This is a genomic window from Proteus vulgaris (genome assembly GCF_033708015.1).
Lineage (GTDB): Bacteria > Pseudomonadota > Gammaproteobacteria > Enterobacterales > Enterobacteriaceae > Proteus.
The window spans coordinates 2,837,755-2,855,180 of record NZ_CP137920.1; the positions used below are offsets into that span (position 1 = coordinate 2,837,755).

Sequence of the window (17,426 nt, forward strand, 5' to 3'; positions counted from 1 at the left end):
ATTGAGTTCTCTCTTTTAGCAGCTAGCCTGATCAATCATTCAGGGGAAACGCGCCTAGTATAATAGAATAACCGCCCAGACGAAACCGTTTGCGTGAACAAAATAACGGCATTTAACTTAGCGTGTTTTAATGATTAATTGGTGTAATCAAGTTGCGTCTTGCCAATATGTTAAGCAAAATGCTCGATTACTGGAAATTTATCCATGTTAAAATGACAATTTTACACACAACAACAAACAACGTTAACGAGAGCCAACCTATTGAATAATATAAGGATAAACTATTTTGTTATCGTTATCATAGCGCTTTTTTCAGCGGCGATTATCGCGTTGAATATTACATGGCCAGATAGGCAAAAAGCGCAGATAAATAAGATTTTATCTCGTGGTGAGTTAAGAATTAGTACGATACCTTCACCATTGATAACGATGAACGATAAAAAGGACCCCGTAGGTTTCGATTATGAATTAGTGAAACGCTTTGCTGATTATCTAGGCGTGAAACTTGTCGTTAATATGCGGACAAATATCAACCAAATGTTTGATGATCTGGAAAATAATAAAGCTGACTTTATCGCCGCCGGATTACTTTATAATAAAGAGAGATTAGAGACGACACGCAGTGGTCCTGCTTACTTTTCCGTTTCTCAACAGCTCATTTATCGTAAAGGGACATTAAGACCACGTAGCTTTGATACATTAGATGGGCGTCTTGTTGTCACAGCCGGCTCGGCTCATGCAAGTTTATTGCGAACATTAAAAGAGACGCAATATCCTGAGCTTGAATGGGAAGAATCAGATAATCAGACAACCTCTCAACTACTAGAGGCATTATCAGAAGGCAAAATCACCTATGTGTTAGCAGATTCAATTAGTGTTGCAGTACAACAACGCATTCATCCTAATGTTGCCGTAGGGTTTGAAGTCACTGAAAGCCGTCCATTAACATGGTATCTACCAGAAGGTGAAGATAATAGCTTATATGCAGCAATGCTCGATTACTTTAATCAATTATCTCAAGAAGATGTATTAGCAAGACTTGAAGAAAAGTATTTTGGTCATGTAGGTTCATTTGATTACTTCGATACTATCTCTTTTATTACGGCGATAGATTCTATTTTGCCAAACTATCAGCCTCTTTTTGAAAAGTATGCTGATACTTTCGATTGGCGATTATTGGCCGCTATGGCATGGCAAGAATCACATTGGGATCCTCATGCTACATCACCAACAGGCGTCAGAGGATTAATGATGTTAACTCGCCCTACTGCATCAAGTATGGGTGTTACTGACAGACTGGATCCTGAAGAGAGTGTTCGAGGAGGAGCGCAATATCTTAAGCATCTCCTTTCGCGCTTACCGGATTCTATCCCTGAAGATGAAAGAATTTGGTTTGCATTAGCCGCATACAATATGGGGTTTGGTCATATGCTTGATGCCAGAAGGCTTACTGAGCAACAAAATGCCGATCCTGACAGTTGGCTAGATGTAAAATCAAGATTACCTCTACTTAGCCAAAAGAAATATTATGCAGATCTCCCTTATGGCTATGCGAGAGGTCATGAGGCTTATCGTTATGTTGAAAACATTCGACGATATCAACTTAGCCTTGTCGGTTACCTTCAAGCTAAAGAGAGCAAAAATAAAATATTATCGAAAGATAAAGAGAATAATAACGAGGGTGAACAAGAAAGAACATCATTGTCATTGACTCAAGATATGGCTTATCAATAATTTTGATAATAAAAACAGCCCATTAAGCAACACAGCCTCTTTTATAGAGGCTTATTTATTTCATTTCTACTATTCAAAAACCACTTCAACCATTAAACAATCTCTAAATTAATATTTTCTTAATCTTAAAAATTACTACATTTTTTTATGCCATTTTTTACCCAAAATAGAAAAAACTTACGTGTTAAAAAATGTAACATTCATTAGCCAAAACACTCAACTGATGAGTAAACTGTATTTAAAACGCCCCAACTAATCATTTTAAGACTATCGTAATAAGTAAAATATTAGAAAAAATTAACTTAAATACGTAGGAATTATCTCACTAGTTATTATTCATTTTATGATTATTATTTTTGGAGAAACTTTTTTTTCTTTGTGAATTAACCTAATGATACCTTTATTAACATATAACTTATTGAATTATATATATTATGATAATCTATAATTAATTGTATTAATTTTCTTAACCTAATGTTAATAACATTACTTTCTGTAAAGTTAAAATAATGTTAATTGTATTGTCTATTAAATTTATCTGCCTGATAAACTTTTTCACCCATAAACTGAGTAATAAAAAGAATAAACTTATATAAAACTCTACTAATATGGAATAGGCAAGATTAAATATGAAATTTGAGGAAACCAACAAAACGTTATATCAAATAGAACGCCTTTATTGATATCATATAAACCAGTCATTATTCGAAATAATTCGAAATATAATGCAAATCAATTTTTATATTCCGACATTAATATTATTTTTCTATAAATAATAATACGCACGATCTTCAAGGGATTATCTATAATGAAACTGAGTAAAATTGCTTTAGCTGCTGCTTTAGTATTTGGTATTAATTCTGTTGCAACTGCTGAAACTCCTGCACCAAAAGTTGGCGCAACTAAAGGCGAAATTCAATTAAAAGGTGAAATTGTTAATTCAGCTTGTGGATTAGCAGCTTCTTCAAGCCCTGTTATTGTTGATTTCAGTGAAATCCCAACTTCTGCATTAGCAAATATGCAGAAAGCAGGTAACGTTAAAAAAGATATCGAATTACAAGACTGTGATACTACCGTAGCAAAAACAGCGACTGTTAGCTATACACCAAGTGTTGTTAATGCAACAAACACAGACCTAGCATCTTTCGTATCTGGCTCAGCGTCTGGCGCAGGTATCGGCTTAATGGATGCTGGCAGCAAAGCTGTAAAATGGAACACAGCAACAACACCTGTGCAATTAATCAATGGTGTTTCTAAGATCCCATTCGTTGCATACGTTCAAGCTGAATCAGCAGATGCTACTGTAACTCCAGGTGAATTCCAAGCCGTTATCAACTTCCAAGTTGATTATCAGTAATCATTTTATTTAAATTTATTAAATAATAAATTACTGCATTAACGCAGAGGATATCCTCTGCGTTAAATTTGATAAAACACTTCAATTTAATAAGAATAAAATAAAAACTAATTAAATAAATATTCATTATTTAATTACTTTTTATTTAATTAATAATTAGGCGTTTATTCATGTTAATTTCTTTTTTTCACAGCACAATATGGAAAAACATTTGTGCCATTTTGCTATTGTGCTTAGCGTTTTTCGCTCAAGCAGAGCAAGATGATTCTGTGGAATTTAATATTCATATGCTAGATGCCGAAGACAGAGATAATGTCGATTTATCTCGTTTTGCCACCTCTAATTACATTATCCCGGGTATGTACTACTTAGATATCCGTATAAATGGTCGTGATTTTCCTCGCCAAAATATTAACTATATTGAAGTAAAACCCAATTACTCCATCGCATGTATTGACCCTACTCTTCTAAAAAAGTTAACTATTAACGAAGAAAATCAGAAATTTATTGAAGAAATTTCACCAGATTGTTTCGATATTAGTCAATTGCCCGGTATCTCTATCAAAAATGATGGTGGTATTCTCGATATTGTTATACCTCGTTCATTAATGAAATATGAAGATATGGATTGGACACCACCTGAATTGTGGGATCCGGGTATATCTGGGTTATTAGTTGACTATACCTTAACGGGTACATCGACTCGCCCAAATAAAGGTAATAATAACAACACATTGACAGGATATGGACAAGCTGGGATTAACTTAGGTGAATGGCGATTACGTGCTGAATATCAAGGAAACTATTCATCTGAATATTCATCAAATAATCGCTTTGATTGGAATCAGATTTACGCCTATAAACCACTACCTAACCAAGCCGCAAAATTAACACTTGGTGAAACTTATTTAAACTCTCAAGTTTTTGATAGCTTTCGTTTTACTGGTGCCAATATACAAAGTGATGAAAGAATGTTGCCTCCTTCTTTGCAAGGATATGCACCTGAAATTCATGGTATTGCAAACACTAATGCTAAAGTAACTGTAACGCAAAATGGTCGCTTAGTTTATGAAACTACAGTACCTGCTGGTCCTTTTGTTATTAAACATTTACAAGATACCGTTCAAGGTCAACTCAATGTCAGAGTCGAAGAGCAAAACGGTAAAGTCAACGAATTTCAAGTACAAACAGCTAATCTGCCTTATATGACTCGTCCAGGCTCAGTGCGTTATAACACATCAATGGGTCAGTCATCACTCAACAATCATAAAATGCAAGGCCCTATTTTTTACCAAGGTGATTTTTCATGGGGTATGAACAACACATGGTCACTGTACGGTGGTGTTTTGTTAACGGCTAAAGATTACAATGCGTGGTCATTAGGTTTAGGTCACGATATGGGACGTTTAGGTACGCTTTCAGGTGATATTACTCAGTCTTATAGCAAAACCTATCGTAATGAAAATATCAACGGAATGTCATTTAAACTAAACTACGCTAAAACATTCGATGAATATCATAGTACGATCACATTTGCAGGTTACCGTTTTTCAGAGAAAACATTCCGCTCTTTCTCTCAATATATAGATGAACGTTACAACGACATTAATAATAACGGTTATGAAAAAGAGATGTATACCATTACAGGTAACAAAACTTTTTGGGCAGATGATATTGAAAAGTCGACAACACTTTATCTCTCTTACCGACACCAAAACTATTGGGATAAAAATACACAAGAGCAATATGGTGTTTCGGTAAGCCGCAATTTCTCTATTATGGGTATAGAGCAGATTAATACTAACTTATCTGCATTTCGTACTCAGCATAAAGGAAATACTGATGACAGTATTTCTTTCAATCTTTCAATTCCATTAGGAAGCGGCAAAAGCATAGGTTATAGCTTGCAAGACAGTAACGGAAAAATAAGCCAAATGGCCTCTTATTCCGATAATAGCAATTATAATAATCTATGGCGTGTCCGTGCGGGTTTAAGCTCAGATAATAAAGCGAATACTGATGGTTATTATCAACACCGTTCGCAATATGCAGAAATTAATGCCAATGCAAGCTATCAACAAGATAATTATGTTGCACTCGGTGCAACAATTAAAGGTGGATTTACGGCGACACGCCAAGGTGCCGCATTACACAGTAGTAGCATGACATCGAGTACTGCTCGCATGATGGTTGATACAGAGGGTGTTGCTGGTGTGCCATTTAATAATCAAAGCACTACGACAAACCTATTTGGTATTGGAGTATTAACTGACTTAACGAGTTATAACAATGTTGATGCTCGTATTGATGTTGATAAAATGGATTCAGATATTGAAACACACAAAGCTATTACTTCAGCAACATTAACTGAAGGCGCGATTGGCTACTATAAATTCCCTGTTCGCCAAGGTGAGCGCCTAATGGCTATCTTGCAAACTGTCGATCAAAAACACCCGCCATTTGGTGCCGAAATCACCAATAAAAACGGTGAAAATATGGGAATGGTGATGGAAGATGGCTTAGTTTATATCGCCGGTGTTAACCTTAATGAATCATTAAACGTGATCTGGGGGGGGAAAACCCAGTGCACGATTACAATTCCCGCAGCAATTAACGATCCACTCAAACGTGAATTGCTATTATGTCAGGGATTTTAATGAACAAAATGAATTACTAGAGATAATTGTATGAAATCATTCAACACAATCAAAACGCTTTTTTGTGGCTCTTTAATTGCACTCAGCATAGTGAGTACAACTCAAGCAGGCGTGTCATTAGATAGAACACGCATTGTACTCATGGGTAACGAAAACTCAGCTAGCGTAAATTTAAAAAATACTAGCCCTGATATCCCTTTTTTAGCGCAATCATGGGTTGAAAATGAACACGGACAAAAAATTGCTTCTCCTTTAGTTGCGTTGCCACCTTTACAGCGTCTTGATGGTGACCAAAAAGGGGTTGTCAGAATTACCAAAACAGCAGAAATTGGGCTTTTACCACAAGATAGAGAATCGTTGTTTTATTTAAACGTGCGTGAAATTCCACCCGCCCCCAAACAAGCTAACGTGTTGCAAATGGCAATGCAGTCTCGCATTAAATTATTCTACCGCCCAACTGCGATTATTCCTGAAAAGCCAGGCATGATTTGGCAAGACCAATTAGTGTTTAAAAAACAAGGTAATCAATTTATTGCCGAAAATCCGACACCTTACTACATCACTATTATTGGGCTTTCTAATAAATTGAATGGTGAAGATAGCGATAAGTTAACCACTTTCCCAGGTTTAATGGTTGCGCCTAAATCATCACTGGAAATTCCTGTGAAAACCAGTAACGTCAATCAGTTTTACATGATGTATGTGAATGATTACGGTGGGCATCCAGAATTAAAATTTGTTTGCCAACAAAATAGCTGTAAAGCAGCCCCAAAAGAACAACAACCCAAATATTAATTAACTTGATGCCGGTAGGAATAAAATGCAATTCAATAAAAAAAACATTCATTCCAAATCTGTAATGCTATTTTGTACCGGCATTTTCTCATTAATGCCAATTTCTACTATGGCTTATCTACAGGGTGAAGTGAGAACGAATGGCGGACCTAATATTTTTTATGCCGCATTAGATAATACAACGTTCCCTAATAATCGCGCAGGTGAAACAACGACTGTTAAATTTTCCTTGCCAGATCGCTATGATGGTACAGTACATTGCCCTAGCACAAATATTGATAAAAGAGCATTAACTTACTTTAAAGCGACCACAGACTTACTTCCTGTTGGTAATAATTTTTATCAATTAAATGAATATGTAGATGTTCGTATTAAATTTGAAATTTGGGGACCTGATCCTCTCCCTACCGTCCCTTTTGAAAATAAAGAAAACAAAAGAAATAATCTACAAGGTTGTACAAGACCTGAATCTCCAAAACCTCATATTTCATCCGGTAGCAGTGGAGAACTCACTTTCCGCTTAAGAAAACCCATTATTAACGGAGTAAGCTTAAATGGCCAATCTCTTGCACAAATGTATGCCATGGTAAGCTATAGAAGCAGACCGACAGGATATGGTAATGAGCCTATATCCAAACTGATTATTACATCAGGGATCATCACAACCGAAGATAAATGTATCTTTAATAACGGCGCCCCAATTACCTTTGATTTTGGCAATGTGGGTAATACTTCTGATTATTTAAATGGCCAAAATTATAAAATTACACGCAATATCCAAATTAGATGTGAAGGCGGCAGTTTTACTAATCCTAATAGCAAAATAATGTTTAAAATCCAAACGGGAAGCTCGGGTGTTGCAAGTTTTAACGCTGACTATCTTGGAACAACAGGCTCTGTTGATAGAACAAATTTAGGCATTGTTTTAAGAGATAAATCGGGGACAATTGTGCCACCAAATAAATATTTTTCTGTTGGTAAGCTGAATAATTTTACAGGAAACTGGGAAGTCAGTGCCGCCCCCATAGCAAAAACAGGAAGTAAAATTCCTGAAGGTGAGTTTTCAGCACATGCCACATTAGTTGCGGAGTTTATGTAATGAAAAATCCAATAATAAAATCTGCGATTTATCTTTTATTATTGCTTTCACCGACAACATTTGCTGCAACCGAACTTATTGGTGGCGATATGGAATTTAAAGGTGTAGTGGTTGCACATGGTTGCACTATTGTTGCTGGTGATGAAAATAAAGTTGTTGATTTTAAACAGATATCAGCAAAAGACCTCTATACTTTTCAAAAAAGTAAGCCTGTTGCTTTTAGCATTAGTTTAGAAAACTGCAGTCAGGATATTTATAAAAGCGTCACAATTACGTTAGATGGGAAGGAGCATCCTACAATGCCAAATCACCTTGCTGTTGTTGGTACAGGATCTGAAGATCCTAAAAGTATAGGGATTGTATTTACCGATCTTCAACGCAATATTATTCAATTAAAAAAGCCGAGTACAACTCAACTTCTTAATAATAAACGCATTCAATTTAATTTTATGACGTATGTTGAAGCATCACCCTCTGCGTTGAAAAATCAAACATTGCTAACAGGTCCTTTTCAAGCACAAGCAACATATACCCTGAATTATCAGTAAATAGAGATTATTCTTTTATTGTTGGTTCAGTATTAATAATAACTAGATTGTCTTTTTGTTTTTTAAGTTGTTTCTTTTCAGCCCTTCTCATTTTAAAGAATTGGCTTAAAAGCTGTGAACACTCTTCACCTAATACACCGGATGTTATTTCTACTTTATGGTTCATTCCAGGATGTTGTAAAATATCAATAAATGAACCTGCCGCACCTGTTTTTAAATCTGAGGCACCATAAACCACGCGTTTTACCCGACTATGCACAATCGCTCCAGCACACATCACACAAGGTTCTAGCGTAATATAAAGCGTCGCATCGAGTAGACGATAATTTTGTAAATGCTTTCCCCCTTTACGTAATGCCATAATCTCTGCATGTGCAGTGGGATCATTATCAATGATTGAATGATTCCATCCTTTAGCAATGATTTTATTATCAACGACTAATACTGCGCCAACCGGTATTTCACCAATTTCTTGTGCTTTTTGCGCTTGCTCAATCGCTTTATGCATCCAATAAATATCATCTTTAACTTTATTCACAAGGATATCTCTTCATTATCATATAGCGGGATATTGTACCCTGTTTTCTATTGATAACTAAAGAGATTGCCTTGAATTGTTTATGACAAAGACAGTAAGTTGGCATCCTCTCCGCGCTGAAGGATGGTATTTTACAGCGCACCTGATAAACCGTTAATTTACGCGCGCTTCTGTGGCTAATTTAATAGCTAAAGCCCCTAAAATTGTTGCCATAAACCAGCGTTGAACGAGTGCCCAACGCGGTCTTTGCATAAAGAACCCAGCAATAGAGCCTGCGGCAATAACAATCAATGCATTTACTGCTATGCTAATAATAATTTGAATGCTACCCAACACTAATGATTGATTTAAAACGCTGCCATTCTGAATACTAATAAATTGAGGTAACAATGATAAGTACATTAATGCGATTTTAGGATTGAGCAGGTTAGTGATAAACCCCATAACAAAGAGTTTTGTCGTATTACCTGAAAGTAATTTTTTGGGATGAAAGATAGAACGCCCACCGGGCTTAATAGATTGCCAAGCAATATAAAAAAGATAAATAGCCCCACAAATTTTTAATGTATCGTAAGCATAAGGCACTGCCATAAAAATCGCTGTAATACCAAACGCTGCAAGTAACATATAAAAAATATAGCCAACAGCCACACCAATTAGTGAAATAAATCCAGCTTTTTTCCCTTGAGAGATTGAGCGTGAGATCAGGTAAATCATATTAGGGCCAGGTGTTAGCACTAAACCTAAGGATAAAAGTGCAAACGTCCACATATTAAACAGTGTTGGCATAGTATACCCCTTTATATTATTTCGTTATTTAACATCAATAACAGGGTATTAGGTGTGCTGAATACCACAAAAAATACTATTTTTTGTTACTATTTTCTTGTTATTTATTTTTGTTTTTTTATTTATACATTCTAATTAATCATTTGAACGATGCTACTTTAGGTCAGTCACCATAAATGGTAATCTTACATCCCCTTACTTAGTGCCTATTAAGCAAAAAGATTGGGACAATATTCCTATTTGAATGATAAAACACTACTTTATCGGATATAGCGACACAAAACTGATAGATGGTAACATATAAGTGCAAGATATAAGTTACTGAAATTTAATAATTTATATATTAAGTGACTGATATGGCTTTATTAATTACGAAGAAATGCATCAATTGCGATATGTGTGAACCAGAATGCCCAAATGATGCCATTTCAATGGGGGATGAAATTTATGAAATTAATCCTGATCTTTGCACTGAATGTGTAGGACATTACGATAAACCAACTTGCCAATCGGTTTGTCCGATTACGAATACGATCATCACTGATCCTACTCATACTGAATCTCAAGATGAATTATGGGAAAAATTTGTGTTGATCCACCATGCAGATAAGATCTAAACCTTAATCGATGATTTTGTGGGTGATAAATTTAAGAGAGCTATTTTTCTAAAATAACTGTCGCACAAGCATAACGCTGTTCATCAGCAAGTGTTACGTGAATGGAATTTATCCCCGCTTTCTCTGCCATCTCTTTTGCAACCGCTAAAAAGTGCAGTGTGGGTTTGCCTAACTCATCATTACGTACTTCAAAATGATTAAAAGCCAATCCTAAACGAATGCCTGTACCTAATGCTTTTGCCGCAGCCTCTTTTACAGCAAATCGCTTAGCTAAAAAGCGTATTGGCTGTTTATGAGATTGATAGATTTCCCATTCTGTATCAGTAAGAATACGACGAGCAAGGCGTTCACCAGAACGCCCTATAATATCTTCGATACGTGATATCTCAACAATATCCATACCTAAGCCAACAATAGCCATTAGCGACGCGCTTCTCGCATTAAGCGTTTCATTTCTTCAATCGCGGGTGCCAATCCACTAAATACGGCTCTAGCAATAATTGCATGGCCAATATTCAGTTCATAAAGTTCAGGCAATGCGGCAATACGTTGCACGTTATGGTAATGCAAACCATGGCCCGCATTCACTTTTAAGCCTTTGGATGCGGCATAAGTCACTGCATCACGAATACGTACAAACTCTTTTTCTTGAGCCATCTCATCTTCAGCATCAGCATAAGCGCCAGTGTGGATCTCAATAAAAGGTGCACCAACACGGTCAGCTGCGTTAATTTGTTCATGGTCAGGGTCAATAAACAAAGAAACTTTGATACCCGCTAACGATAAACGCTTAATTGCATCAGCAATTTTCTCTTCATTGCCAACAACGTCTAACCCACCTTCTGTTGTCACTTCTTGGCGTTTTTCAGGTACTAAACAGCAAAAATCAGGCTGAGTTTGACACGCTATCTCGATCATCTCTTCAGTGACGGCCATTTCTAGATTTAATCTTGTCTGAACTGTTTGGCTTATCAACATTAAGTCACGATCAGTGATATGACGTCTATCTTCACGTAAATGGATAGTAATACCATCAGCACCAGCTTGTTCTGCAATAAAAGCCGCTTGAACAGGATCGGGATAAGTTGTGCCTCGGGCATTACGAAGGGTGGCGATATGGTCAATATTAACGCCAAGTAGAATATCAGACATGCTCTTCTCCTGAAAAATAACGTTGCATTACCTTAGTTTACACATTCCATAGAGAAGAAAAAGACAATATTACTGTTCTACCATCAATGCTCTTTTCTTAGGGGATTTTTTAATGGCGAATTGTCTAAATAGTTCTCTACTTTTTAATGGTTTTCCGCCTAAATAGGGCTTCAATGCCATTCGAGTAAACCGTTTTGCCGCTTTTAATGTTTCAACAGTAGGAAATTCGCGACTGGCTAAAGATTTTAATTCAAATCCAGTAAAACTATTATGATCAACCACTAAACTCGCAATAAAACCTTTTTCTTCTCGATAACGGTAGGTCATCGAATCTGAAACAGGTTCTCCACTTCCAGCACAATGCAGAAAATCTAAGCCATAGCCAAGTTGTGTTAATAACGCGAGTTCAAAGCGTCTTAGTGCGGCTTCAGGTGTCGTATCGCTAGCGGCAAGAATTTGCAAACAAGAGAGATATTCAAAGAAAAGCACACTATAAGATGTACCACTTTCTAAAACACGAGACAATAACTCATTAAGATACAAACCACTGTATAGTACAGAGCCTGTCAATGGTAATGCTAAAGAGATAGGTTCAGCATCACGAAGGGTTTTGATTTCTCCTCGCCCACTCCAACGAATGAGCAAAGGAGTAAAAGGTTGAAGTGCGCCTTTTAAGGGTGAGCGACGGCCTCGTGCACCTTTTGACAATATGCGTACTCGCCCTTCATTTTCAGTGAAAAAATCGAGTAATAAACTCGTTTCACTGTAAGGTCGAGCATGGATAACAAATGCACGTTGCCAGCCATCCACTTCAGTTACCTACTTTAAATCGTCCACATAGCCAAGGCTACGTAAAGCGCGTTCATCATCAGCCCAGCCAGCTTTGACTTTTACCCAAAGTTCTAAGTGAACTTTGTTTTCAAATAAGTCTTCCATATCCATACGGGCTTCAGTACCAATTTTCTTGATTTTCGCACCTTTATTACCAATAACCATTTTTTTCTGGCCTTCTCGCTCAACCAGAATTAATCCGTGGATATCATAACCCCCACGCTCATTGGTAACGAATTGTTCAATTTCAACAGTGACAGAATAAGGTAATTCCTCACCTAAAAAGCGCATCAATTTCTCACGAATAATTTCTGATGCCATAAAACGCTGAGAGCGATCAGTAATATAATCTTCTGGAAAGTGATGAGTCGCTTCTGGTAAACATTTACGTACGATTTTCGCTATCGTATCGATATTCATGTTTTTTTCAGCACTGATTGGTACGACATCAAGAAAATCCATTTGTTGACTTAAAAAGCCAATATGTGGAAGTAACTTGGTTTTATCAGTCACGTTATCCACTTTATTAATGGCTAATAAAACAGGACAACGCAATGATTTTAATTTATTTAACACCATTTCGTCATCTGGCGTCCAGTTAGTGCCCTCAACAACGAAAATAACTAATTCAACATCACCAATTGAACTGCTTGCTGCGCGGTTCATTAGTCTGTTAATCGCTCGCTTTTCTTCAATATGCAAGCCTGGTGTATCCACATAAATCGCTTGGTAAGCACCATCAGTATCAATCCCCATGATACGGTGACGCGTAGTTTGCGGTTTACGTGATGTAATAGAAACTTTCTGCCCCAGTAATTGGTTCAGTAGTGTTGATTTTCCCACATTTGGGCGACCGACTATCGCAATAAATCCGCAATAGGTTTGTTCTTCGCTCATTCAAGCTCCAGTTGTATTAATGCCTGTTCAGCAGCGGCCTGTTCAGCTTTACGACGGCTTGTCCCCATCCCTTTGACAGGTTGTTCGATACCGCTTATCTGACAATGGATCGTAAACTCTTGATCATGGGCTTCGCCACGAACCTGCACAACAATATAAGAAGGTAATGGTAAATGACGACCTTGCAAATACTCTTGCAAACGAGTTTTAGGATCTTTTTGCTTATCGCCTGGGCTGATTTCAGCCAAACGATTCTCATACCAGTTTAAAATAATTTTTTCGATATTTTGAATATCACTATCAAGGAAAATTGCACCAATTAAAGCTTCCACCGTATCCGCTAAAATTGATTCACGACGAAAACCGCCACTTTTTAATTCCCCTGGACCTAAACGTAGGCATTCGCCTAGTTCAAATTCACGCGCTAATTCAGCGAGTGTATTTCCACGAACAAGCGTTGCTCTCATTCGGCTCATATCACCTTCATCAACACGAGGAAAGCGATGATAAAGTGCGTTAGCAATCACATAGCTTAGAATTGAATCACCTAAAAATTCTAAACGTTCATTATGCTTACTGCTAGCACTTCGATGCGTTAAAGCCTGTAGTAATAATTCATTTTGCGTAAAAGTATAACCCAGCTTCTTTTGTAACTGGTTTACTAATAAAGTATTCATGTGCGATCAATTTCCATAACTTAATTTGAAGCACACGCAACAAATCTGTTTGAAACAACGAGAGATTATCGGGTTGGATAACAGAACTGTTGCGTTTGCACTGGCTCCTGCTAATAACAGGAGCCAATCAGATTTAAAGAAGCGACATATTCTACACTTAGATAAGAAGGAATGCTGTCGCTATTTTGTTAATAATTACTTAATGCCACCGATACGGCTAAAACGAACGCCTGTTGGCCATTCATTCTCTACTTTTTCAAAGCTCATCCAGATTGTTGTCGCTTTACCTACTAAGTTTTTCTCTGGAACAAAGCCCCAGAAGCGACTATCTGAACTACCATCTCGATTATCACCCATCATAAAGTAATGACCTTCAGGGACAATCCACGTACCAACAGGTAATCCGGGTTGGATAAACTCTGGCATCGTCATATCACCAGGTATTGTCATAATACGGTGAGAGACTTTATCAATAGTTTCTACCCTTTCTTCTTCACGTAATTGAGTTGCCGTTGAAATAGGCTCCTCAATTGGAATAGATTTCATACCACCCGGTACATTCTGTAATAATAGCGTCCATTCACTTGGGTAAGCAGTACCATAAGTTACTGATATTTCTTCATTACAAATAGTTTTATCACAATTTGGATAGATATGAAGTTTTTTCGACATCATATCATAAACAATTTTATCGCCTGGTAATCCAATAACGCGTTTAATAAAGTCAGTAGAAGGATCACGAGGGTACTTAAATACGGCGATATCGCCTCGTTTGGGCTTCCCTGTATTAATTAACGTCGTTTGTGTAATTGGATCTTTTAATCCATAGGCAAACTTTTCAACCAAGATAAAATCGCCAACCAACAAAGTTGGCATCATGGAGCGAGAAGGTATTTGAAACGGCTCATACACAAATGAACGCAAAATCAAAACAATAATCAAAACTGGGAATAAAGAGCCTAATGTCTCTGCCCAGCTTGGTTTATTAATTGATTTTGCTAACTCCTGCTGATCCTCGGTTCCTTGCGTCATCTCTTGAAGACGCTTTAGTTTTGCTTTTCGAGCGGGCTTAAGCTTAAAGTGCTCAAATCCCCAAAAAATTCCCGTTATTAGCGTTGCCAGCGTTAGGATCAAGGCAAACGTGGTAGCCATGTTCTCTCCTTAAATTATTTATCTTTACCAACATGAAGAATGGCTAAAAACGCTTCTTGTGGTAGCTCTACGTTACCAATTTGCTTCATACGTTTTTTACCATCTTTCTGTTTCTGTAACAGTTTCTTCTTACGGCTAACGTCACCACCATAACATTTGGCTAATACGTTTTTACGTAACTGTTTGACAGTTGAACGAGCAATAATATGGTTACCAATTGCCGCTTGGATAGCGATATCAAACTGTTGTCGTGGAATAAATTCTTTCATTTTTTCCACCAGTTCACGACCACGATAAGGTGCATTATCGTTATGTGTAATCAATGCTAAAGCATCAACGCGATCACCATTAATCAAGACATCTACACGTACCATGTTAGAGCCTTGGAAACGAATAAAGTTATAGTCTAAAGAAGCATAACCGCGTGATGTTGATTTTAAGCGGTCAAAGAAATCTAATACCACTTCAGCCATCGGGATTTCATAAGTTAATGAAACCTGATTACCATGATAGACCATATTGGTTTGAACCCCGCGTTTTTCGATACATAAAGTAATGACATTACCTAAGTATTCTTGCGGTAATAACATATGACATTCAGCAATAGGTTCTCTGATTTCTTCAATATTATTCAATGGTGGTAATTTAGACGGGCTATCCACTAATATAATATCACCATTCGTCATTTCAACTTCATAAACGACGGTTGGCGCCGTTGTAATCAGGTCGAGGTCATATTCACGTTCTAAACGCTCTTGAATAATCTCCATATGAAGAAGACCCAAGAAACCACAACGGAAACCGAAACCTAATGCAGATGAGCTTTCTGGTTCATAGAATAATGAAGCATCGTTTAAGCTCAATTTACCTAATGCATCGCGGAATGATTCATAGTCGTCAGAACTTATTGGGAATAAACCTGCATAAACCTGTGGTTTAACTTTTTTAAAGCCTGGTAATGGCTTATCAGCTGGTTTTTGTGCTGCTGTTAAGGTATCCCCTACCGGCGCACCTAAAATATCTTTAATACCACAAACAACCCAACCCACTTCACCACAATTTAATGATGCTGTGTCAATTTGTTTTGGTGTAAAAATACCAATACGGTCAATGTTATAAATCTGCCCCGTACTCATTACCTTGATTTTATCGCCTTTACTGACTTTACCGTTTTTAACACGGATCAGAGAAACTACACCAAGGTAGTTATCAAACCAAGAGTCAATAATCAGTGCTTGTAATGGTGCGTCTGCATCACCTTCAGGTGCTGGAATTTCTTTAACAAGACGTTCGATAACTTCTTTAACACCAATACCTGTTTTTGCAGAGCAACGTACTGCATCTGTGGCATCGATCCCCACAATATCTTCAATCTCTTCTGCAACACGCTCAGGCTCTGCTGCGGGTAAATCTATTTTATTTAAAACGGGAACGACGGTGAGATCCATATCCATCGCGGTATAGCAATTTGCTAATGTTTGCGCTTCAACCCCTTGCCCTGCATCTACGACCAATAAGGCGCCTTCACACGCAGCAAGTGAACGAGATACTTCATAAGAGAAGTCAACGTGTCCTGGGGTATCGATAAAGTTAAGCTGATAAACTTCACCGTCATCAGCGGTGTAATTCAAGGTTACGCTTTGCGCTTTGATTGTAATACCACGTTCACGCTCAAGATCCATAGAATCAAGAACCTGCGCAGCCATTTCACGATCTGATAAGCCACCACAAATTTGAATAATTCGATCTGATAACGTCGATTTACCGTGGTCAATATGTGCGATAATGGAAAAGTTACGTATGTTTTTCATTCTGAAATTATTTTTCTCTATTGCTTTGCTCTATAAATCTGGCTTTGGAGTCATTCATGGACACAAAGCGAAAACTCTATATTGCAGGAGTTATTATTGATGACGCATTCTACACACTAGAGACATTATACTCAAAGAAACGTTCATCAAACACAAACATTTATGCTAAGACTTGCATATATTTGTAATTTTTTGCGGGTAATTTCCAGATATAGAAATGAGTTAATTTAAGATAGTGATTATGACAAAAACAAACATGACAAAAATAATGGAGCAGATGCCCCACTATTTAATCAATGCATTATTCTTGAAATTGAACTTTAAGCTCATGGGGTGGAAGCCCTATTTGCAATACAATAGGTTCAAAACCTTCATCTTTACTCCACCAAGTCGCCACTTTTTTAGCAAATAAAAAACCAAGGGCACCGCCCACAAGTCCACTGAAAAAAATAGCCAGTTCACTTGAAAACCAAAAGCTCGAAATGCCGGCGATAATAAATAAGCCAATTAGTGGTGTTAAATACACTAGCATTGCGGAAAGAAGCAGATTATTTTCAGGAATACCCACTTCCACTTTTTGCCCTTCGACTAATGGTTGTGCAATGGGAAGTTCGAGTTGATGAACGGTTTCAGGCCCTATTTTATTTAATAAATAAGAGCCACACGCAGCGCGAGCTTGGCAACTACCACAGCCAGAAGAAGATCCATAGCGTAATAACGCACGTCCTTCATGCCAATGTATAACGGTTGCCCACTCTTTAACCATAACTTA

At 37.3% G+C, this 17,426-nt stretch carries 17 protein-coding genes; 7 read left to right on the forward strand and 10 right to left on the reverse strand.

The features are described 5' to 3' along the window. The first annotated feature begins 261 nt into the window (after window positions 1-261). From mltF to SB028_RS13685, 6 genes are all read left to right on the forward strand, one after another. On the forward strand, window positions 262-1,734 hold the full coding sequence (gene mltF, locus SB028_RS13660) for a membrane-bound lytic murein transglycosylase MltF (RefSeq protein WP_069367835.1): 1,473 nt from the start codon (window positions 262-264) through the stop codon (window positions 1,732-1,734). 808 nt (window positions 1,735-2,542) lie between these two features. Then, window positions 2,543-3,091: a fimbrial protein gene (locus tag SB028_RS13665; RefSeq protein WP_069367834.1), complete on the forward strand. Its 549-nt coding sequence runs from the start codon at window positions 2,543-2,545 to the stop codon at window positions 3,089-3,091. A gap of 170 nt (window positions 3,092-3,261) precedes the next feature. After that, the gene (locus SB028_RS13670) at window positions 3,262-5,748 is read left to right on the forward strand and encodes a fimbria/pilus outer membrane usher protein (protein WP_069367833.1); all 2,487 of its coding nucleotides are present in this window, start codon (window positions 3,262-3,264) and stop codon (window positions 5,746-5,748) included. A 30-nt stretch (window positions 5,749-5,778) separates the two neighbouring features. Further along, window positions 5,779-6,543 carry a molecular chaperone gene (locus SB028_RS13675; protein ID WP_069367832.1) on the forward strand — a complete coding sequence of 255 codons (765 nt, stop codon included), beginning with the start codon at window positions 5,779-5,781 and terminating at the stop codon, window positions 6,541-6,543. A 25-nt stretch (window positions 6,544-6,568) separates the two neighbouring features. Next, a complete protein-coding gene (locus SB028_RS13680; protein ID WP_069367831.1) occupies window positions 6,569-7,642 on the forward strand; it encodes a fimbrial protein in 1,074 nt (357 codons plus the stop codon). Continuing rightward, window positions 7,642-8,190 (forward strand): fimbrial protein, encoded by a 549-nt coding sequence (locus tag SB028_RS13685; protein WP_069367830.1) that lies wholly within the window; start codon window positions 7,642-7,644, stop codon window positions 8,188-8,190. Before SB028_RS13680 ends, SB028_RS13685 begins: the two co-directional genes overlap by 1 nt. A gap of 7 nt (window positions 8,191-8,197) precedes the next feature. On the opposite strand, the gene tadA is transcribed toward SB028_RS13685, so the two are convergent. Together tadA and SB028_RS13695 are read right to left on the reverse strand one after the other, a co-directional pair. After that, window positions 8,198-8,728: a tRNA adenosine(34) deaminase TadA gene (tadA, locus tag SB028_RS13690; RefSeq protein ID WP_069367829.1), complete on the reverse strand. Its 531-nt coding sequence runs from the start codon at window positions 8,726-8,728 to the stop codon at window positions 8,198-8,200. A gap of 153 nt (window positions 8,729-8,881) precedes the next feature. Next, on the reverse strand, window positions 8,882-9,517 hold the full coding sequence (locus SB028_RS13695) for a LysE family translocator (RefSeq protein ID WP_023581605.1): 636 nt from the start codon (window positions 9,515-9,517) through the stop codon (window positions 8,882-8,884). A gap of 356 nt (window positions 9,518-9,873) precedes the next feature. On the opposite strand from SB028_RS13695, the gene SB028_RS13700 reads away from it, so the two are divergent. Beyond that, complete coding sequence (locus SB028_RS13700) at window positions 9,874-10,134, forward strand: YfhL family 4Fe-4S dicluster ferredoxin (RefSeq protein WP_069367827.1); 261 nt, start codon at window positions 9,874-9,876, stop codon at window positions 10,132-10,134. A 40-nt stretch (window positions 10,135-10,174) separates the two neighbouring features. Here SB028_RS13700 and acpS read toward each other — a convergent pair whose 3' ends face one another. From acpS to rseC, 8 genes are all read right to left on the reverse strand, one after another. Continuing rightward, window positions 10,175-10,555 carry a holo-ACP synthase gene (gene acpS / locus SB028_RS13705; protein WP_069367826.1) on the reverse strand — a complete coding sequence of 127 codons (381 nt, stop codon included), beginning with the start codon at window positions 10,553-10,555 and terminating at the stop codon, window positions 10,175-10,177. Then, window positions 10,555-11,286 carry a pyridoxine 5'-phosphate synthase gene (pdxJ, locus tag SB028_RS13710; RefSeq protein ID WP_069367825.1) on the reverse strand — a complete coding sequence of 244 codons (732 nt, stop codon included), beginning with the start codon at window positions 11,284-11,286 and terminating at the stop codon, window positions 10,555-10,557. The genes acpS and pdxJ overlap by 1 nt, the downstream gene beginning before the upstream one ends. 69 nt (window positions 11,287-11,355) lie before the next feature. Continuing rightward, complete coding sequence (gene recO, locus SB028_RS13715; RefSeq protein WP_069367824.1) at window positions 11,356-12,096, reverse strand: DNA repair protein RecO; 741 nt, start codon at window positions 12,094-12,096, stop codon at window positions 11,356-11,358. A 9-nt stretch (window positions 12,097-12,105) separates the two neighbouring features. Beyond that, complete coding sequence (era, locus tag SB028_RS13720; protein ID WP_069367823.1) at window positions 12,106-13,014, reverse strand: GTPase Era; 909 nt, start codon at window positions 13,012-13,014, stop codon at window positions 12,106-12,108. Further along, entirely contained in the window at window positions 13,011-13,691 is a 681-nt protein-coding gene (rnc, locus tag SB028_RS13725) for a ribonuclease III (RefSeq protein ID WP_069367822.1), read from the reverse strand. Before rnc ends, era begins: the two co-directional genes overlap by 4 nt. 195 nt (window positions 13,692-13,886) lie before the next feature. Then, window positions 13,887-14,843 (reverse strand): signal peptidase I, encoded by a 957-nt coding sequence (gene lepB, locus SB028_RS13730; protein WP_069367821.1) that lies wholly within the window; start codon window positions 14,841-14,843, stop codon window positions 13,887-13,889. A 14-nt stretch (window positions 14,844-14,857) separates the two neighbouring features. Beyond that, on the reverse strand, window positions 14,858-16,654 hold the full coding sequence (gene lepA / locus SB028_RS13735; RefSeq protein WP_069367820.1) for a translation elongation factor 4: 1,797 nt from the start codon (window positions 16,652-16,654) through the stop codon (window positions 14,858-14,860). A gap of 301 nt (window positions 16,655-16,955) precedes the next feature. Then, window positions 16,956-17,420 carry a SoxR-reducing system protein RseC gene (gene rseC / locus SB028_RS13740; protein WP_069367819.1) on the reverse strand — a complete coding sequence of 155 codons (465 nt, stop codon included), beginning with the start codon at window positions 17,418-17,420 and terminating at the stop codon, window positions 16,956-16,958. Window positions 17,421-17,426: the final 6 nt, after the last annotated feature.